Origin of the sequence: Clostridioides sp. ES-S-0005-03 (assembly GCF_020658455.1) — a bacterium.
Lineage (GTDB): Bacteria > Bacillota > Clostridia > Peptostreptococcales > Peptostreptococcaceae > Clostridioides.
The window spans coordinates 20,585-40,515 of sequence record NZ_JACVWI010000008.1; the positions used below are offsets into that span (position 1 = coordinate 20,585).

Annotated in this window: 18 protein-coding genes; 13 read left to right on the forward strand and 5 right to left on the reverse strand. The window is 26.1% G+C overall.

Translation table 11 applies throughout. The features are described 5' to 3' along the window. The first annotated feature begins 325 nt into the window (after nt 1-325). On the forward strand, nt 326-1,333 hold the full coding sequence (locus tag IC218_RS18595) for a hypothetical protein (RefSeq protein WP_227825164.1): 1,008 nt from the start codon (nt 326-328) through the stop codon (nt 1,331-1,333). Between the two features lie 13 nt (nt 1,334-1,346). Further along, a complete protein-coding gene (locus IC218_RS18600; protein ID WP_227825165.1) occupies nt 1,347-1,889 on the forward strand; it encodes a hypothetical protein in 543 nt (180 codons plus the stop codon). A gap of 38 nt (nt 1,890-1,927) precedes the next feature. Here IC218_RS18600 and IC218_RS18605 read toward each other — a convergent pair whose 3' ends face one another. Continuing rightward, nucleotides 1,928-2,275: a DNA-directed RNA polymerase subunit alpha C-terminal domain-containing protein gene (locus IC218_RS18605; RefSeq protein ID WP_227825166.1), complete on the reverse strand. Its 348-nt coding sequence runs from the start codon at nt 2,273-2,275 to the stop codon at nt 1,928-1,930. 162 nt (nt 2,276-2,437) lie between these two features. Here IC218_RS18605 and IC218_RS18610 point away from each other — a divergent pair, with 162 nt between their 5' ends. Then, the gene (locus tag IC218_RS18610; protein ID WP_227825167.1) at nt 2,438-11,173 is read left to right on the forward strand and encodes an immunoglobulin-like domain-containing protein; all 8,736 of its coding nucleotides are present in this window, start codon (nt 2,438-2,440) and stop codon (nt 11,171-11,173) included. Nucleotides 11,174-11,220: 47 nt separating this feature from the next. Here IC218_RS18610 and IC218_RS18615 read toward each other — a convergent pair whose 3' ends face one another. Continuing rightward, entirely contained in the window at nt 11,221-11,493 is a 273-nt protein-coding gene (locus IC218_RS18615) for a hypothetical protein (RefSeq protein WP_227825168.1), read from the reverse strand. An 83-nt stretch (nt 11,494-11,576) separates the two neighbouring features. Then, nucleotides 11,577-12,578, reverse strand: a complete 1,002-nt coding sequence (locus IC218_RS18620; RefSeq protein WP_227825169.1) for an LCP family protein — start codon at nt 12,576-12,578, stop codon at nt 11,577-11,579. A 120-nt stretch (nt 12,579-12,698) separates the two neighbouring features. Between IC218_RS18620 and IC218_RS18625 the strand changes: the two genes are divergently transcribed. Continuing rightward, the gene (locus tag IC218_RS18625) at nt 12,699-13,361 is read left to right on the forward strand and encodes a hypothetical protein (protein ID WP_227825170.1); all 663 of its coding nucleotides are present in this window, start codon (nt 12,699-12,701) and stop codon (nt 13,359-13,361) included. A 6-nt stretch (nt 13,362-13,367) separates the two neighbouring features. Here IC218_RS18625 and IC218_RS18630 read toward each other — a convergent pair whose 3' ends face one another. After that, complete coding sequence (locus tag IC218_RS18630) at nt 13,368-14,003, reverse strand: hypothetical protein (RefSeq protein WP_227825171.1); 636 nt, start codon at nt 14,001-14,003, stop codon at nt 13,368-13,370. 144 nt (nt 14,004-14,147) lie between these two features. Here IC218_RS18630 and IC218_RS18635 point away from each other — a divergent pair, with 144 nt between their 5' ends. The 8 genes from IC218_RS18635 to IC218_RS18670 all read left to right on the forward strand — a co-directional run bounded on the left by IC218_RS18635 (nt 14,148) and on the right by IC218_RS18670 (nt 18,318). Next, entirely contained in the window at nt 14,148-15,017 is an 870-nt protein-coding gene (locus IC218_RS18635) for a hypothetical protein (RefSeq protein ID WP_227825172.1), read from the forward strand. 106 nt (nt 15,018-15,123) lie between these two features. Continuing rightward, nucleotides 15,124-15,594: a Panacea domain-containing protein gene (locus IC218_RS18640; protein ID WP_227825173.1), complete on the forward strand. Its 471-nt coding sequence runs from the start codon at nt 15,124-15,126 to the stop codon at nt 15,592-15,594. A 28-nt stretch (nt 15,595-15,622) separates the two neighbouring features. After that, entirely contained in the window at nt 15,623-15,826 is a 204-nt protein-coding gene (locus tag IC218_RS18645; RefSeq protein WP_227825174.1) for a hypothetical protein, read from the forward strand. Between the two features lie 20 nt (nt 15,827-15,846). Next, a complete protein-coding gene (locus IC218_RS18650) occupies nt 15,847-16,356 on the forward strand; it encodes a Panacea domain-containing protein (protein WP_227825175.1) in 510 nt (169 codons plus the stop codon). A 10-nt stretch (nt 16,357-16,366) separates the two neighbouring features. Continuing rightward, nucleotides 16,367-16,888: a Panacea domain-containing protein gene (locus IC218_RS18655; RefSeq protein WP_227825176.1), complete on the forward strand. Its 522-nt coding sequence runs from the start codon at nt 16,367-16,369 to the stop codon at nt 16,886-16,888. Then, the gene (locus IC218_RS18660) at nt 16,889-17,248 is read left to right on the forward strand and encodes a hypothetical protein (RefSeq protein ID WP_227825177.1); all 360 of its coding nucleotides are present in this window, start codon (nt 16,889-16,891) and stop codon (nt 17,246-17,248) included. Nucleotides 17,249-17,336: 88 nt separating this feature from the next. Next, nucleotides 17,337-17,870 carry a hypothetical protein gene (locus tag IC218_RS18665; protein ID WP_227825178.1) on the forward strand — a complete coding sequence of 178 codons (534 nt, stop codon included), beginning with the start codon at nt 17,337-17,339 and terminating at the stop codon, nt 17,868-17,870. Between the two features lie 19 nt (nt 17,871-17,889). Continuing rightward, entirely contained in the window at nt 17,890-18,318 is a 429-nt protein-coding gene (locus tag IC218_RS18670) for a DUF4116 domain-containing protein (protein ID WP_227825179.1), read from the forward strand. A 33-nt stretch (nt 18,319-18,351) separates the two neighbouring features. Here IC218_RS18670 and IC218_RS18675 read toward each other — a convergent pair whose 3' ends face one another. Beyond that, on the reverse strand, nt 18,352-19,197 hold the full coding sequence (locus IC218_RS18675; RefSeq protein ID WP_227825180.1) for a DUF6076 domain-containing protein: 846 nt from the start codon (nt 19,195-19,197) through the stop codon (nt 18,352-18,354). 420 nt (nt 19,198-19,617) lie between these two features. Here IC218_RS18675 and IC218_RS18680 point away from each other — a divergent pair, with 420 nt between their 5' ends. Further along, entirely contained in the window at nt 19,618-19,923 is a 306-nt protein-coding gene (locus IC218_RS18680) for a hypothetical protein (RefSeq protein ID WP_227825181.1), read from the forward strand. Nucleotides 19,924-19,931 lie beyond the last annotated feature (8 nt).

Genomic DNA, 19,931 nt, shown 5'->3' on the forward strand with positions numbered 1-19,931 from the left:
TAATAAATACCAAGCTATCTAATAATGTTTTAATATATATGTACACAAAAAAAGATTATATAATATAATCTTTTTTTTGTGTACATATATATCGAAAAATGTTTTATAAATACAATAAATACAATAAAAAATATTATGTGATAATTTATAACATTTAAAAAATGCGAAAATAAATAAAAAATAAAATAATATATATTTATTTATTTAAAAACATAAAACAATCTAATAAAAACAATCCTTTTAGATTATAAAAATATTAACATAAAACTATACTAAATAGTTAAAAAGTTTATATAAAAAATAATCTATTAGAAGGAGAGAGTGTATGAACCAGTATGAAATAGATTTAAAAATAGCAATGAAAAATGGCATATATTTAAAGTGTATAAAGAACCAAGATTATAGGGTATGTATTGAAGCATTAAAAGAGAATGGGAGGGCTTTAGAATATGTAAGATGGGATAGCATGACGCTATTAGAAGAAGAGATTAAACAAATCTGTTTAACTGCTGTAAGGAAAAATGGAGATAGTATAAAGTATATAAATTGGAATAAGCTTAATTTAAAAACAGAAGATATTATGGAGATATGTATAGAGGCAGTAAAGAGAAACCGTTGGGCATTTAAGAATATACATTGGGCTCAAATAGTAAAAAATCTTTCAGAGAAGCAAATCTATCTTATTTGCCTTGAGGCAATAACAAGCTTTGGAGAAGTTTTAAAATATATGAACTGGGATTTGTTAAACCTTACAGATAAGCAAGTTTATAATTTGTGCTTAGAAGCAGTTGGACAAGAAGCATGGAATATAGCTTATATAAATAATAATTTATCTCCATATAAAAAAAATAAATTATATCTTATTGCTATAAAGCAAAATTTAGACGTTATTATTTTTATTGAGAAATATACAGAAGAAATACTTTTAGAATTATCTAAAATGTATGCAATAAAGGATAGAGATATATTAAAAAGAACAATAAAGGAAAGAGCTATAGAGACTATTAAAAATAATCCAAGCTTTATTATATATATAAAAAACCAGACTTATGAGATTTGTTTAGAAGCTATAAAAATAGATGGTTTTTGTATTGAACTAATAAAAAACAGAGATATGTTTAAATATAATATCTTAAAAGAAACTATTAGAAGTAGAAAAGTAATAGCGATTTATATAGATGGGAGATGGTTATTTACTATAGGATGCCAAAATAATATTACTAAAGAAGAATTTATTTATAGAATTTATAATACAGATGGAGGTTTTGATTTAGAGAAAGGTGTTAATGTCCATAGGAAAATATATCTTGATTTCTTAGAACAATTTTTATAATGGGAGGATTATTATGAGTGAAGTTTTTAATTATAAAGAGGAGTTAATTTTTATAACAAATGATGGAAATAATATAAATATAAAGAATGCATATTTTATATTTGATCCACATGATGAAGAGTATTATATAATAAGTTATAAAAAAAATAGAGGTAATTACGAATCTATTTGGTTTCAAGATAGGTACAAAGAATTAAGGAAGGACCTCTATAATAAAACTTATTTTAAAAGAGCTAATTTAAATATGGTTATGGAAAAGTGTAATAAAGAAATTAGTAGTATTGGAGAAAAGTACAAAAATGAAATAATAGGGTTAGAAGAGGATATATTATTTAGAAAAGGAAAAATTATTTTAATAGAAAAGGAAATAAATAATATTAAAAACAAGGAATTAACACCAAATAGAATTAAATCTATTAGAGAAAAAAGTAAAGGCTTAAGACGTTTATACAAGAGGGTAGAAAATAAAAATAATGAGATAGAGAAGCTTAAAATAAGATTAAGTTCTCTTAGAAAAGATACCTTTTTTAAATTAAAGAATGTCTTAAAACAATAAACTACTTAAAAGCTCAGCATATGCTGAGCTTTTTTATTTTAATTATTTTTAATTATGCAGTATCTCTTATCTATTCTAATCCCATTTACACAAGTGTCTAAAGCGACAACTCTTCCGTTTAATTTATTTACAATAGATTTATTTTTTTTGTAACTTTTTCTTCCTTCAGATTTTAAATACCTTTTCTTTGTAAATACCCCTTCTGTAACATTATTTGGTTTAGGGAGTAAACTAAGGGCTTGTTTTATTTCTTCTAAGCTTTTAGGTCCAATACCATTTATTGCTAAAAGATCATTAGATGTCATCGTTTTTAACTTTTCAATGGAGTTTATATTAGCTTTTATTAGATAATTTACTATTTTTTTAGATAATTTAAGTTGATTCATATTTTTCTCCTTTTATATTTTTTATAATCATATATAAAATATAAAAAAATATAATTAAAGTTTGAACTACTAAAAAAATTTTCTATAAAACATATAAATTGTTATTAAAACTCTATATATACATATAATGGTATATATTTTTAAAGAAAAGGAGTGTGTTTTGTGGATAACAAGAAATTAATTTCAATAGTTCTTTCTGCTTCAATTTTAAGTACAAATGTGCCATATAATGTGTTTGCAGATAATATAAAGAGAGATGCAATAGTTTACAATGAAAACAATTCCATAAATAAAAAAGCACAAAACGAAGGAAAAGAGAAAAGTAGTGAAAGTTTTTCATTAGATATGGGAAATTATGTAGATACAAATGGGATTTTAACTTTTCCAGAAGCAAAAGGAACAATAGATAATCCAACTTATTTACGATTTGATTTTAATAGAAATGTGTATGAAAATGTAACAATTACTTATAGTTTAAATTCGGAAGAAAAAACTTTAATTGGTAAAAACATAAAAATACCTGTTAAAACACAAAATGAATTGAATGAGGTTTTAAGAACTTTAAAAATAGATACAAAAAATAATAAAAAATTAGGATTTGATATTATATTAGGAGGGTTACCACTTTACAAGAGTATAGAAGGTGTACCTTCAAGATTATATAAGGCTGAAAGAGCAATAGACGGGAATAGTGATAGTTTTTATGGTGCAATAAATAAAAATAATAGCGTATTTACCATTTTATTTGAAGATAAAACGTATATAGAAAGTGTACTTATTAAAGCAAATAAAAATTTTGTTATAAAAGGATTAAAAAATGGTAGCTGGACAAAAATAGGTGAGGGTACTCCATCGTTTGGAAAAGATGAAAGTAAAAAAATAGTAAACGTCACAGCTGGAGAGTATGAAGGTATTCGAATCGAACAAGCTCATTCTGGGGTAGATTCTTGTACTATATCTGAATTAGAATTTAATAAAGAAAGTGATAGAGAAAAAATAAATTACAATCGTTCGGAATATAGTCTTAATTTAGGGAAAAAAAGTATTAACAATGATGGTAGTATTTCTTTTACAGAAGCATCAGCTAAAGGGGATAATGTAAAACTTTTAATTAATTTTAAAAACAGCAGTAATAAAAATAAAATATCTTATATACAAAATGGTAAATATAATGAAAAAGAAGGAGATAGTGGAATTACTGTAAGTAATGAGTCTGAATTAAATGAAATAATTAGAAGTTTAAAAATTTATAATGATAATAAGGTCGAGAATAATGTAAGAATAACATTATTACCAGATACTTTTTCTTTTACAGAAGATGTTCCAGAAGGAGTATTAGCACAAGGGAATTCCTTGGCTGATAAGTATACAGCAGAGAATGTGTTTAGTGGAAGTAATGGATATTTTATATCTGGATCAGATAACCAGTTAATTTTAAAGAATACAAAAGAACTTTATATAAATGGAGCCTACTTTTTAAATGGAAATAGTATTATCATAGTAAAAGGATTAAAGAATGGAACTTGGACAGATATAGGAAAACATTCTTCAAACGAAGCTGAAATGATCAATTTAGCCCCTGGTTACTATGATGAGATTAAATTTGTTAGCTCATCTACTTTAGATATGAGAAATCTGTATCTTCGATATAGTAATATAAGTAAAGATTTTAAATTAGAAATATTTAAAGATGAATCACCTGAATTAAAAGTAGGTGCTAATATAGATATTTTACAAAATAACAAGTTTGATATTATGAAGGGAGTAACTGCAACTGATGTTATAGATGGAGATTTAACAGATAAAATAACTGTTGAGATAATGAATCCAAATGGAGAGAGTGTTTCTGAATTAGATACAAATATACTTGGAAAATGGACAATTAAATATAGTGTAAAAGATAGTGGGGATAATACTACAAGCTATTTAAGAACATTAAGAGTAGTTAAAGATTTTAATGTTAGTATAGATTTAGGAAAAGAGCTTGTTACAAGTAAGTATGTGAAATTTCCTAATGTAAAAATAAGTTCTACTGATGAAAAACAAAAAATAGATGGATTAAAAATGTATTTCCCTCAAAATTTCAATAAGGATACTTTTAAAGTACATTATATATTAAATGGAGTTGAAAAGGTATCAACAGATCAAGTGATAGAGATAAATAATGAATTTAGCATAAATGAGGCAGAAGAATTAATTAAATCTATAAAAATTGAACATAAAAATAATGAAGAGTTTAAATTTACTGTAAGACTGGGTAAAAATGAAGTTGACGATATGGTGTACAACTATGAAAATAATCATTACTATAAATTTATTTCTGCATCAGGAATAACTTGGAAAGAAGCAAAAGTAGATGCAGAAAAACAGGAATTTTTAGGAGTTCGAGGATATTTAGCAACAATAACTTCTGCTAATGAACAAGAAGTAGTACATAATTTAACTTCTAATTGCGTTTGGCTTGGTGGAACTGATGAAGAAGCAGAAGGCAACTGGAAATGGGTTACAGGAGAACCTTTTGAATATACAAACTGGTATCCTGGTAGACCAGACAATTATTTAAATCAACAACACTACATTATTTCCTACAATGATAATCAGAGATTATGGGATGATGATTTTAATATAGCAAGTGGGGGGAAAATAGATGGATATATTGTAGAATTTGGCTTAGATGAAAAACTGCCTTATCCTAATACTTTAGATAAATTTAAGTATGAAGATACTGCAACGATAGAACCACTTAAAGCAAAACAAGACATAGTGCTTAATGCTTTAGTAGATAAAGATAACAACAAAGTAATACTTGATTGGAATAACATAAAAGATATAGATTACTATAAAATATGGCAGAAAAAAGAAGGACAAAACGATTTTCAGACAATGTCTTCAAACAATTTTGCAAAAGGAGAAAAAGTAAAAGTTTTAAATATATATCCTACTGTTTCTGTTAAAAATACGTTCAAAAATTGGGTAAATGAGTCTGGTCAAGGCTTAATTGATATAGATGTTGTAAGTAATGCTGATTTTAATAATAACCCAGATTATTATTTAAAAAATGAAAGTGGGAACTATAAATATGATGTAATTGCGTGTGGATTTGCTAATATAAATTCATCTATAGCACTTCCAGAAAAATCGGTGATTGCTATAAATGAGGCTAAAAGAAATAATGTTGGAATTCTTCTGGGGCACCATTATATTGGAGAAAATATAGGTAATTTCCCTAAATATAGTGAAGAATATTACATGAATAAATACAAGAATACATCTGAGGTTTGCAGTAATGAAGTAGAGATTGATAAATCTCATGAAGCACTGAATTATCCAAATCAATTAGGAAAAGTAGGTGATGTATTAGAGATACCAAATTCCCACAGTAATTATAGTGCTTTCCCTTTTGAAGAAGATGTTATAATAAAATTCCATAATCCTAAAAAACATGTATATCCTTATAATTGTAATAAAGATTATAATGGATTTACAGGAGAGATAAACGGGAAAAATGTATCTCAAAACGCTTATTTAAGTATACATGGGAATACAGCACAGATTCAGACAGGGCATTCTGGAAAAAGTATAACAAACGATGAAAAAAATATGTTGGCAAATACTGTTTTTTATTTAGCACAAAAAATAGATGAAAGTTATCTTGAAGATGTAAATGGAAAAGACATTAATTCTCCTACAGTTCCAAAGTACCAATTATATGACACAGGTATAAAACAAGGGATTCAATTTAATTCAGAGGATAGAGGATCTACATACGAATATTATGTAGAAGGAGTTTCAAAATATGGGGATGTGACTAATATTTCAAATAAGAAAAAGGTTGAAATAAAATCAGGATTTAAGGGGTACTCATATGAAGTTAGTAATAATCCTACCCCATCAGTAAGTTTGGGAGATGTTATAAATAGTACAGATGGATTTATACCTGCAAACGAATTAGCAAGTAAATTATATGTTCATATAATCTCATTAGATAAGGTTGGAAATAAGAGCGAAGTAGTTACACTTCCAATTAGTGGTATCTTTGAAGATTTGCCTCCAGTATTAGATGTTGGAGGAAACATAAGTATAAGCAGAGGTAAAGATTATAACTTAATGGAAAATATCACAGCCACTGATGATTATGATGGAGATCTGACTAAAGATATTAGTATTACAATAAAGGATCCTTCTAATAAAATTGTTGATCAATTTGATACAAATGTACTTGGAAAATGGAGTATTGAGTATAGCGTTAAAGATAGTAAACAACAGGAAAGCAAAGCAATAAAAGAAATAACAGTAAAAGAAAATTTGGATTATTTGAGTATTAATTTAGGAGAACCTAACAAAAAAAGATTTGTTGTTTCTTTTCCTAATGCTACTGTTGTAAATAATAGCAATGAACTAATAAGTGGGATAAAATTATATATAAGCGAAGGTTATAATGACAGTATATTAATAAAATATAAAGATAAAGGTGTACAAAAAACGACTAAGGGACAACAAATAATATTAACAGGAAATTATTCACGTGAAGAGGCTGAAGAATTAATAAAATCCATACAAATTGAACATGACAACAGCACAAGTTTTATATTTAATGTAAGATTACAAAATAATAGCGTAGATGATATAATATATAATCCTGTAAATGGAAATTATTATCAGTTTGTAGCAGATAGAAGAATTAGTTGGAAAAATGCAAAATTAAAAGCTGAAAAAATGGAGTACAAAGGTTTAAAAGGTCACTTAGCAACAATTAAATCAAAGCATGAACTTAACTTATTTAATTCTTTAACAACAAAAACGGTTTGGCTTGGAGCGACAGACGAAGAAAAAGAAGGACAATGGAAATGGGTAACAGGAGAGTTTGTTAAATTTACGAACTGGTGTGCTGGAGAACCAAACAACTTCGGAGGAACAGAAGATTATATGGTGTCTATTAAAAATTCAAATGGGTTATGGAATGATACAAATAACGCCCCCGATCCATATTGGACTGATATAGAAGGATTTGTCGTGGAATATGAAAATGTAGACAATAATAATGGTTCTTCTTATGAAGTATGTAAGTATGAAGATAGTGTAAAGGTGGATAATATTATAGCGAATCAAGATATTGTTTTAAATTTAGATAAAAAAGATAATATTGTTTTAAATTGGAATAAGTATAAAGATGCAGAATATTATAAAATTCTAAGAAAAGAAGAAAATTCTTTTGAAATAATAAAAGATAATTTAAAAGAGAGCTTGTTTAGTGATAGTTTAGCTGAAGATAAAGTTTCTCCTAAGATGGAATATTCTTTAATATTAAATAAAGAAAGAACAGCTAAAATGGAATTTCATTCTGAAGATTTAGGATCAGAATATGAATATAACGTGGAAAGCTACGATGAAGATAATTACCAAACTGCATATTCTAATACTGTAAAGACAAAAATTACATCTGGTTTTAAAGGATACAGATATTTAGTAGATGAGAGTCCAAATACAGAAATTAGTGGAGAAGTAAACAATACAGATGGTAAATTTGAGTTTAAAAATGTAACAGATAATACTTATCTCCATATATATGCAATAGACAACAATGGCAATAAAACAGAAACTAAGCACATAAAATTATCCGATGATACTTACAACAATAAGCCAAGAATAACTTTACCTGGGAAAAACAGAGTTATTAGCATAGGAGAAGAGTTTGACAAATTACAAGGAGTATCTGCATATGATTTTGAGGATGGTGATTTAACTAATAAAATTAAAGTTGAAGGTGAAGTTAATAACAATAAAAAGGGTGTATATAAAATAAAATACACAGTTGAAGATTCAAAAGGTATTCAAGTGGAAGAGATTGTACAGGTCCATGTAACTGGAGATATGGAAGTTAATATAGAAGAAGGAAGTAATAATTTAGAAGTTAATTGGACTAAGGTTAATAATGCTGTTAAATATGTTCTTTATAGAACAAATGAAAATGGGTTTTCTTTTGAAGAAAAAGGAACATTTAATGATACACAGTTTATAGATAATACTGCTACAGATATAAGTTCTCCTGTTATAACATATTTAGGAGAAATAAATGAAGATTCTATTAAAACAAGAAAAGTTGTTTCTTTAAGTAAAGAAATATTAAGAAAATTGAATAAGGAAATAGATAATACAGATAAGATTAAGCTTAAAGTTATGTCTAAGGACTTAGGAACTACATATAGATACTTTGTAGAAGCTTTGGATAAAGATAATAATGTAATAAATTCCAGTGAAATTAGAAATGGTAAAGTTACAGCAGGATTAGCTGGATTTAGCTATATAATAGATGAAAAAGAAAATACAGAAGTTAAGAATTCTGTTAATATAAAGAATGCAGAAGATATAGATATAAAAAATAATAAATCTAAATTCTTGCATATTAAAGCAATAGACAAGAATGGAAATGTGAGTAAGACAATACATCATTTAATAACTGGTAAATATGATACTAATTATGCCCCTGTTATTAAAGGATTAACATCAAAAAGAGTAAAAGAGGGAGAATCTTTTAATCCTCTTGCTGGAGTAACTGCTTATGATGTGGAAGATGGAGATATAACAAACAAAATACAAGTAATAGGTTCAGTTAATACAAGTAAAAATGGGAAATACAAATTAACTTATAAAGTAGAAGATAGATCAGGGAATATAAGAGAGGTAAAAAGAAATATTCTTGTACATGGAGATATGGAAATAGAAGTAACTGCTAATAAAGAAGATAACAATGTAGTTGTATCTTGGGATAAAAATGTTTTAGGAGAAGATGTTTTCTATGAAGTAAGAAAGTGGAATAGTGTTTTAGATAATTATTCTACTATAGGATATACTGAAGATTTATCTTTTGTAGATAATAATACAAAAGATATCTATGGTCCAGAAGTAAATGGAGTAACTGAAGATAAAGAAGAACAACAACCTACAGAGGAAGAAGACAGTATAACTGAAAACCAAGAAGCTGAAGAAGAAAATAGCGTATCTGAGGAACAGGATTATAACCCTGTAGAAGAAAAAGATATTGAAAGTATAGACGGCATAGAAGAAAATAATATAAATAGTGATGTATCTCTAAGAAAAGAAAGTAACATAGATGATCACATGAAATTAAATATAAATGCAAGAGATAGAGGTGTATCTCAGACCTATCAAGTTAGAACAAGATTGAAAAAAGATAATACAATAGTAAGAGATATGACAGATGAAGAGGGCAGAGACTGGGATGTAGGTGTTGAATTTAGTGGAGAAATAGAATACTATAGATGGAAACTAAGCAACAAAAGAGAAGATAATTTAGAGACAGGAATAGTAAAAACATCTGTTTCTTCAAATGAAATAGAATTTAATCCTGAAGACTATAAGTACATTCATTTTATTCCCTATGATACTTTTGGAAATGCTGGCCAACTTGTTCACTACGAATTAGGAGAATTTGGAAATGAAGAGAGCCCTATTGGACCTCCAGTAATAGAAGGAGTAAAAGATAGTGTAATCATGGTGGATAGTAAATTCGATGTATTACAAGGAATAAAAGCTCATGATTTTAAAGGCGAAGATTTAACTAACTATATAAAGGTTAATGGATTTGTAAATGTAAATAGAGTAGGAGAATATACTATTACATATAGTGTTATGGATTTTAAAGGACAATTAACAGAAGAAACTGCTATTATAAGAGTGGCAGATTTTAATGAGAATATACCAGATAAAAAACCTGACAAGATTGATAATGCTCCAGTTGTAAATATGCTAAATGAAGAAGTTTATATAAAAGTAGGTTCTAAATATAATGTTATGGATGGAATTAAAGTAACAGATATAGAAGATGGGGATTTAACTTCTAAGGTAACATATACGACCAACTTAGACACAAGTAAAGTAGGGGATTATATTGTAAGCTATTATGTAAGAGATTCAAGAGATAATAGAGTTAGATGGAATAGAGTTGTCCATGTTGTAGACTATGAAATAGAGGAGGATTCTGACTCAAATGACCCTTCAAATACTGAAGGCAATGGAGCATTCCCTCAAATATATGCATATCCTGCATATATAGCTGTAGGAACAGAATTTAATCCTTATAGCGATGTAAGAGCATATGATGAAGAAGATGGGTATATTACTAATAAATTAAAAGTTAGTGGATATGTTAATACTTTAAAACCAGGGATTTATTATTTAACATACAAAGTAACAGATAGTAATGGAAATACTTCTTATTGTGGTAGAGGTGTTTATGTCTATGAAGGTGGCTGGGATAATGGGGCTGGAGAAAAACCAGATCCAAATCCAGATTGGGGCGAAAACGACAACGAAGAGGAAGAAGGAGACCATATACCTTCTAAGCCTAATCAGCCTAATCAAGATGAAGATGAAGATAACTCAAGTAATTTACCTGACATAGATGATAATCAAGATGGAGATGGACAAAATGACATTTATATAGATAAAAACGGAAATGTAATAAAACCAGATGGTTCAATAGTAACACCAGATGGGACAGTAATAAAGCCAGATGGAGAAACTCCATCTATAGATGAAGAAGGAAACATCATAATACCTCCAAATGTAATTGTTATTAAACCAGATGGTAGCTCAGATAAATTTATTAATGGAGCTATAATCAGACCAGATGGAACAATAGTGGTCAATGACGATTATAGTGGAAAAGAACCAGATAATAAAAATCCTAATGATGATGATGATAACAATAATTATAACAATGATGACAATAATTACAACAATGAAGAAAAAACAAATACTGATAGCTTAGATTCAAATGGTAAAAGCCCCTCTACAGGGGATAAAGGAATATTAAGTTCTGTAGCTTTAGGATTATTGGCCATAGGAGGATTATTCTTTAATAGGAAGAAAAAATAAACATAATAATACCAAGTGGATATCCACTTGGTATTATTAATTTATATCTATAAATTTTTAATATAATAATTCATCATATCAATTATAAGTATAAAAAATTCAATCAACAATGATGAAAAAAGTAAGAACTTTAATATAGGGAAACCATCAACAGAAAAAAGAGTTTTTCCAGAAGGAAGCGAAAAAGTCATTATACTTGCTTCCATGTGGTTATTCATATAAATAAAAGAAACATTTAAAATAAACGATTTAATTAAAAATCCTATAAGTGAATCTTTTAATTGTTTTTTCTCATTGTCATTTTTATCTATCTTAATCACTCTCCATAATTTTCCAAATATAACTTCATTGTAGCATATTTAAGTTTATTATACGAGAAATTTTAGATATATTTAATTGAATTTTATTCAATAATTGTAAGATTATTTTTGCTGATGTTATTTAAATTAACAGGAATATCTTTAAATATATAATCATTTAGTAGTTTTGCTGTTAAATCTAAATCAGTTCTAAAAACCCAACCATAATCCTTATATTTACCACATATGGAGAGTTCTTCAAATGGGATACATAGAGTTTCAATTGTATTAAAATCTATTTTATTAGCTGTATATAATATATCTAATATATCTTTAAAGTTTAAGTTAGTATCAATGTATTTTATAATGGTATTTAATATAGATGGATATTTAAACACACTAACATGTTTCATTTTTTCTGCCATGGAACTAATAACCTTTCTTTGTCTTTCTGTTCTACCTTGCTCTCCACCAGAATTATATCTTATTCTTGTATAGGATAATGCTTGGGCACCAGTTAAAGTTTTTAAACCTGGAGATTTTATTTCTTCTGAATTATTAGGTATATCTTTTAGATGCTTGTTAAAATCTTTAAGTTCAGATTTTTTTATTTCAACATCTACTCCACCAAGAACATCTATAATTTTAACAAAATCATTAAAATTAACTAATGCATATTTATCTATACTTAAATTATAATTTTCTTCAATAGTTTTTTCTAAAAGATCAACCCCTCCATATGCATATGCATGGTTAAGTTTGCTTTTATTATGGCCAGGGATATTAACTAAAGCATCTCTAAAAAGAGAAGTCAATTTTATCTTATTGTTTATTGTATCTATAGTTAAAATTATCATTGTGTCAGTTCGTGTAGTAACATTAGAGCTCCTTTCATCTGTGCCCAAAAGAAGTATATTTGTAATGCCTTCTATTTTTTTGAATTTATTTTCTTTTTTATTTATACTTATCGTATCTTCTTTTACCTTTTTTGTCTCGATCTTATTATTGGATAATGTATAGGAGGTAAAGAAGCTAACAACAAACATTATTACTATAAATAATAAAATAAATAATGTTTTTATTATTTTTTTAGCTTTCAGTTTCATTATTCTCTCCTTTATAATTAGTATATTATATTAATTATAAAATTTATATTTTATATAGTCAATAAAAACGAATAAAAATATATTTTAATACAATATATATATAAAGAAAGGAGCATAAATATGAATATAATTAGAAATAGAGATAGAAAAATTAAAAAAGAAAAATATATAAAAGATCAAGAAGAAATGTTAGAGGAAGAGCTTATACCTTTTACTCAAATAGATTCTAAGTTATTGTTATGCTGTGGGATACTAATTATCTCCATAATAGCATCCTTTATTGTAGCTAAATGGGAACTTTTTATTTATAGTGTTATCTGTACATTTTTAACTATTTATATTGGCAGGAGATTAAAATTTAAAGAAAACAATGATGAAGTCACAAATGTTGTAATAGGGAATCTGTCTCAATCAATCAATGATTTTATAGAGTATAAAATTAAAAATTATGATCTATTAGGAGACTATAAAAACTTATTATTAAAAACTTCTATAGTATTAACTATATGTTTATTATTTGTTGTAAATAGTGCTATATGCCTCATACCAACCCTGTTTTTTATTTTATTATTTTTTATCTCTTTCGCAAATAAAAATTTTTGTGAAATAAGGAAATGTATTAAGTGGTTAATAGTAACTGGATTTTTTGGGTTTGTGCTAAAAATGATATTTGCTATAATAGTTACAAATAATTTATCTATAGATCTATTTAACATAATAAATATAAATATTTTTACAATTATTCAATTAATAATAGATAATATAGAAATAAAAGAGCCATAGGCTCTTTTATTGTTTATTTTCCCAATACGAATTTGAAAAATATGGATTGTATTTTATTGTTAGATAAGATTCTATGTGTATCTTAATCATTAGAGCTAATGTCTTTAATTGTTCTGAATTTAAAGGGACCAAAATTCTACTATCAGGATTTTGATTATATCTTGGAGTTATTAGTCCTGTATCTGTTTCTTCTCCTTTACCTTCTTCTGCTGTAAATAAAAATCCAATTTTGCCAGGAGATAATTTTAACATCCTTGATAGAGCATAGCCATCTTTTCTCTCTTTATTTTGTTCTTTCAATTTTTTTACAGATGTACCACCTAAATTTTTCCAAATAGGCTGAGGATACTTACTATCTTTTTGTTTAGCTTCCTTTTCAGAAAGAACAGCTAATTTTTCCATTTTTCCAGATAATATATCTTGGCACAATACTAAGGCATTTTCTATGTTTATAAATATATCTACCTGTTGAGTAAATTTCTCACCTTTATTTGCATTTTTATCATATTTCCTAAAATTTATTTGTACTTTTCCTATTGGAAAAGCATTAGATAAAACTTCAAAAAATACATTACTTCCATCAATTCTTATTATTTGATGTCTTAAAAATTTTTTTTCTAAATTATCCTTGTTAAAATTCATAATAAAACCTCCTAAAATTTATTTTGAAATATTAAAATAAAACTAAAATATATAATATATATACACAATTATTAGAAAGATTATAATTTTTATTGACTATATAAAATATAAATTTTATAATTAATGTAATGATTATAAGTTGAGGTGATATATATATTTGATTATTTAGAAGAAATAAAAATAGGATTATTTAATAAAGTATCTTATACAAAAAGTAGTGGTCTTGAGATAGATAATGGATCAAATAAAAATTATAAGATTAAGGACAGATTGCCTTTAGAAAGTTTATATTATAATTATCCAAAAAATTTTTTAGTATTAAACATGGATCAAAATAAAATAAATTTTCTTAAAATAAGAGGCGAAAAATACATTGGGAGAACTGATAAAATAGAAGAAATAGAAATTCAGGATTTTAAAAAAATATATTTTCAAGATGGTAGAGAATTGCAAATAGAATACTTGGAAGAGATACCAATGTTTTTAAAAAGCTTAGAAGAGTTTAAAAATCATATTAAGAAAATAGAATTGAACAAAAATAAACTAATGATTGAAATTAGAGATAGCTCTGATGAGCTAATGTTTATAAAGAAAAAACCATTAATAGATAAGTTAAATGAAGAAATGAAGATTTGTAAAAAACAATATCAAGAAAAATGGTTTGTAGAGAAAGAGAAAGATATCATAAAATTTGGAATGTATTTAACTTGCCTATTAGAAAAATTAAAAGATTTTCAGTTGATACAAGAAGTTGGGACTCTATTAAAGAAAGAAGATACGGTTCCTATTAATAAATTAATTAAATATAAAGATATAGATATTGAGAATTTTGAAAAAGATTTGATTTCTTTGAAAGACAATTTTTCAGATTACATCTCCATTAATAATAATATAGACAAAAGATATTTAGATTGGTTAGATTTAAACAACAGAAATGTATCTGCCAATGAAGTTAATGCTACAAAAGATTTAATACTTAATATACAAGAAATATTAGAATCAGAAGCTTTTTAATTCACATGTAGTTATACATGTGAATTATTTATTATGTTCATTTATATAATAGATTAAACAAAACATAGGTTTTATATTTAATAATTATAAAAGAGGAGGAAATTTTATGGAATTTATTAATCTTACTGGATTTTGTCCTAATTATGATGCAATGGATGTGGCTGAATATATTTTATGGTACTGTGAAAATAAATTAAACAAACCAATAAATAATTCTAAATTACAAAGAATCTTATATTTTTTGCAAAAGGAGTATATTTGTAAATTTAATAAACTATTATTTGAGAATGACATGGAGGCCTGGTCCTATGGAATTGTATTTCCAGATGTTTATTATTCCTATAATAATTATGGAGTAGAAGATATAACAGGAATTCGCCCATGTAGATATTTTGAGATATCTACAGAGGATGATAGTAAATTTATAAATGATATGGTGGAGTCATTGGCATACAGGGATATTGAAGATTTAATAAAAGAAACCCAGAGAGAAGAGACCTGGAAAGCATATTGTACTCTCAAAGAAAAAACGATTCCTGTATGGGAGATTTTGTATTGGATATCTAAGGAAAAATAAATGAAAAATTATAGAAGGAGGAGTAAAAATGGTTGTATGTGAACAGAAAAAATGTAAATATTCTAAGTATATAGATAATAGTGAACATTATCCATATAAGCCAATTCTAATATGTACAAAAGACTTTATATGGATTAGTTATTATAATTCTTGTCAAAGTAAAGAGAAAATTACAGATGAAGAATATAAGTCTAAGTTGAAAAAGATAGAAAATAAAGAGGTTGAAATCTAAGATAAAAGAGGTGAAGTTTTATGGGTTGTATAGAGTTTAATGATTATGATGCTATAGATATTGCAAATTATATCTTATGGTATTGTGAAAATAAATTAAAAAATCCATCCACAAATTTGAGATTACAAAAATTATTGTATTTAATTCAAGAGAGATATCTTTATTTATATAAAGATAGTATCTTTAGTGATAAATTTGAGTGGTTTGAAGCTTGGGATTATGGACCTGCAATGCCAGAAGTTTGGTTTACTTTTTATGAATTTAATTCAAAGCCAATTACAGGTATCATACCTAAAAACAATGATTTAGTAAAAGGTAAAGAGAAAGACACTATTGAGGAGGTAATTGAACTTACTAAAGATATAAGTACTAAAGATATAATAGAATATCTAAGGTTAGAGGAGCCAGAGCATTTTATGGATAGACAAACAATATCTTCATTTGATATAGAATATTATATAGAAAAAAGAAATGGGGTATTGATATCTAAGGAATTATTAGATAAAAAGTTAAATTTAAGTAAAGAATAGAGGGATTTTTATGGTAAATACAAGTATTTTTATAGAGTCCAGATATAGTGCTCAAGATGTAGCAACCTATGTACTATGGTACTGTGAAAATAAATTGAATAAAGCAATAGATAATTTGAGATTAAATAAGTTATTGTATTTAATTCAAGCAAAATATTTATATTTATATAACGAGAGCATCTTTTTAAATTTAGATGAAAGGTTTGAAGCTTGGGATTATGGGCCAGCTATGCCAAAGGTTTGGTTTGAAATTAGCAAGACATTTGAATCTCATATAATAAAAGATGTTTGCCCTGCAGATTGTAACTTATTTACTAAGAAAGAAAAAGAGGTCATTGAAGATATACTTAATATTACTAAGAACATAAACACTTGGGATTTGGTTAAATATCTAAAAGATACAAATCCTTTTATTTGGAATTATAAAATAGGAGATAGCTCAATTCCAACTCAAGACATAAAGTTTTGGGCTAAAGAAAATAATGGTATTTTAATTCCAAAGTTCTTGTTAGAGGAGAAAGAGGTGAATTAAATGAAAGAATATAAAGATGACTTAGCAACTATATATATAGATGTGGATGATACCATAACTCCAAATATGGGGGATTCATTTTTCCCAAAAGCATTAGAGTCCATAATAAAGTTATCTAAAAAAGCTAATATAATAATTTGGTCAAAGGGTGGTTTAAATTATACGAAAGAAATAATTAATAAAGCAAATTTGGTAGATTATATCACCTTCTGTATGCCAAAGCCAGATTTAATTATAGATGACTTATTTTTCCCTGAGTTTTCATTCTCTAAAATAATAAAAGAGGGAATATGGGATTTAGATATAGATAAATTAGAAGGAAATTGGGTAGATGATAGGATTAATGTGGGAAGAATTTAATACTAATAAAAAATAGTGATAATTTTATTGAATATAAACAACAAACATGATACTATTTTATTATATAAAATAAAAGAGGTGTAACTATATGGATAAAAATTGTTTTAGTTGTTCTAAACAATTTCTTAGAAACTGTGAAATTTTAGAAAGTAATAAATTATATATAAAAATAAATGAGATGGATGGAATAGCAGGAGCTAATGAATTTAAAGAAAATTTTATGTGTGAAAACTATAGAAGTGGCAATATAGAATATCCAATTCAAGTATCAAAAATAAATGATAAATATATAAACAAAGGTAGCTATAGGAAATCTGAAATAGGAAAATTTGTTAAGGTAAGACCATGTAAAAAAGAATATGAGAATAAAACATACTTAGGTCTTTATCTTGGAGAGTTATCAAATTCCTTATTAATAAGTTATGCTCCTAAGACAAAAGAATTAGATATAAGTTCTGGAACAAACCCTGCTATGTTTGTGTTTGAATTAAATGAAATAATTTATGGGAATGAAAGTTTTTGGGGAGTTATTGAAAGAGAAGAAGATTTAAAAGAGATAAGTAATAGTGATATAGAAAATTTATGGTATGTGAAAGCTTTAAAGAGTATAGATAAATACTAAATAGAAATGAGGAATATTTATGATTCAAATTAAAGATAGTTTATATACAGCAGTAAGACAAACTGAGGAGTTATGTATAAAAGCAGTAAGAGATGACGGAATGGCTTTACAGTATGTAAAGGAACAGACAGAAAAAATATGTTTAGAAGCAGTAAAAGAAACTGGTTGGGCTTTAAGATTTGTAGAAGATCAGACAGAAGAAATATGTTTAGAAGCAGTTAAGAGAAGTCCTTATGCACTTCAGTTTGTAGAAGCACAGACAGAAGAAATGTGTTTAATAGCGGTCAAAAAAGTTGGTAATGCACTTAAGTATGTAGAAAAACAGAACTACACAATATGCTTAGAAGCCTTAAAGCAAGATATAAGATCTTTCAACCATATAAAATGGGATGAATTTGGAGTATCAAAAAATGAATTAATAGAAATGTTTACTAAATTAGTTTCATAAAACAGATAAATAGAGAGTGATAAAAATCACTCTCTATTTATTTGTTATATGTAATATTAGTTCATCACCTGAAATCTTTTTAGCTAAGTATTCCTTTCTCAAATGTTGTGCTTTTTTTGACCAATTTTTAAACTTATCTCTTGCTATTCCATTGTTTAATCCATGCATCTCTTTTGCTTCATCTCGTTGCATTTTAGCATAATTAGCTTTATAAATCTTTTCATATTTTTTAAGTATAGAATCTTTTAAGACTTTATTATTATATGATTCTTTATTACCAATTTGTTTACAGGTAAAGTTATCTTTATATATCCTATTACAAAATAAGGTATTGTGCTTATTCTTTAATATAAAATATTTTCCACAAAGATTACATTTTTTAACCACTAATCCAAGTTTGGCCATCTCAGAAAATTCATAGAATAGAAATTCCTCTAATTCTTCTAAAATAATATAATTAATTAAGCTAACTCTACCAGTAGATTGTTCTCCTATAATAGAAACTAATTCTCGATTATTATTAATACTTTTGTTGTTTATACTCATAACAGAATCAAAATCCATTCTCCCATTTTCTGTAACAGTTATAGCAAATTTAGTGTTTAAAGAGAAATTTGCATAGCTTGGATATTTTCCTAAAAAAACAGCGAATCTTTCAACTTTACTAAATGCTGTAGAAAAATCTATGTCAAAACATATATTAGCTCCATCCTGGAAAATATCATGAAGTATAACTAACTCATTTAAAACATTAAAAGCTAAATCTATTTGTTCTAATAGGGTAGTTTTACTGTTAAAAACCTTGTTTAATTTACCTATTAAATAAAAATGTGCTATTTCATGCTCACTAATAATATTGGCTATTTTATAGATAACCATATATATACCATAATGATCCTCAGGTAGATTGTAAAAATTAGTTTTTTGTTTATCATAATCATAATATAATTTTAACTGTTCTTTATATTTAGATAAATCAAGTAATATAAAGTCTATAAAATCTGTACCTACACAGTCTAAATGTTTAGGACAACTGTTTTTACTATCAAAATGTCTTACATAATGTACATTGTTTTTACTATCAATAAAAACCTTTATAAATGGATAATTAATCTTTTTTAAGATAGAAATTCACCTCTTTCCATTTTCATAATATCATAGAGAATTAATATTTTAAATATTTAAATTTTCAATTCTTTATTTTAAAAATCTTAACAAAATAGTATCATTATTAATAATAAATAAAGGAGATATAAAAGGGCCCATATATCTTTTTAAAAATTAAAGGAGGTAATTTTTATGTTTTCCTATAACATATATGTAGTTATAAATAAAATAGAAGGGGATGTATTTTTAAAATCAAATTGTATGGATCAATCAGAATTTGACTTTTTCCAAAATTTTGTTGATTTTTATAATCAAGAGGATTTGGTTGAAATAGAACTTTCAAGTTTTTATAGTATTAAAAAGAGTTTTGTCGAAGATTATTATGAACAATGTAAAGTTGTTAAAGGTGGAGAAGGACTCAATAATATAAAAAAATTGATTGAAGATATAAATAGTAATATAGCTAAAGCTAAAAAAATTATTTTTTATTGGAAATAAATTATATC

What these genes read in the sequence shown, in the direction of transcription:
- IC218_RS18670 (WP_227825179.1), top strand. Translation starts at nt 17,890, where the DNA reads ATGATTCAAATTAAAGATAGTTTATATACAGCAGTAAGACAAACTGAG.
- IC218_RS18625 (WP_227825170.1), top strand. Translation starts at nt 12,699, where the DNA reads ATGAATATAATTAGAAATAGAGATAGAAAAATTAAAAAAGAAAAATAT.
- IC218_RS18605 (WP_227825166.1), bottom strand. Translation starts at nt 2,275, where the DNA reads ATGAATCAACTTAAATTATCTAAAAAAATAGTAAATTATCTAATAAAA.
- IC218_RS18600 (WP_227825165.1), top strand. Translation starts at nt 1,347, where the DNA reads ATGAGTGAAGTTTTTAATTATAAAGAGGAGTTAATTTTTATAACAAAT.
- IC218_RS18675 (WP_227825180.1), bottom strand. Translation starts at nt 19,197, where the DNA reads ATGGTTATCTATAAAATAGCCAATATTATTAGTGAGCATGAAATAGCA.
- IC218_RS18650 (WP_227825175.1), top strand. Translation starts at nt 15,847, where the DNA reads ATGGGTTGTATAGAGTTTAATGATTATGATGCTATAGATATTGCAAAT.
- IC218_RS18595 (WP_227825164.1), top strand. Translation starts at nt 326, where the DNA reads ATGAACCAGTATGAAATAGATTTAAAAATAGCAATGAAAAATGGCATA.
- IC218_RS18640 (WP_227825173.1), top strand. Translation starts at nt 15,124, where the DNA reads ATGGAATTTATTAATCTTACTGGATTTTGTCCTAATTATGATGCAATG.
- IC218_RS18680 (WP_227825181.1), top strand. Translation starts at nt 19,618, where the DNA reads ATGTTTTCCTATAACATATATGTAGTTATAAATAAAATAGAAGGGGAT.
- IC218_RS18645 (WP_227825174.1), top strand. Translation starts at nt 15,623, where the DNA reads ATGGTTGTATGTGAACAGAAAAAATGTAAATATTCTAAGTATATAGAT.
- IC218_RS18620 (WP_227825169.1), bottom strand. Translation starts at nt 12,578, where the DNA reads ATGAAACTGAAAGCTAAAAAAATAATAAAAACATTATTTATTTTATTA.
- IC218_RS18665 (WP_227825178.1), top strand. Translation starts at nt 17,337, where the DNA reads ATGGATAAAAATTGTTTTAGTTGTTCTAAACAATTTCTTAGAAACTGT.
- IC218_RS18655 (WP_227825176.1), top strand. Translation starts at nt 16,367, where the DNA reads ATGGTAAATACAAGTATTTTTATAGAGTCCAGATATAGTGCTCAAGAT.
- IC218_RS18660 (WP_227825177.1), top strand. Translation starts at nt 16,889, where the DNA reads ATGAAAGAATATAAAGATGACTTAGCAACTATATATATAGATGTGGAT.
- IC218_RS18630 (WP_227825171.1), bottom strand. Translation starts at nt 14,003, where the DNA reads ATGAATTTTAACAAGGATAATTTAGAAAAAAAATTTTTAAGACATCAA.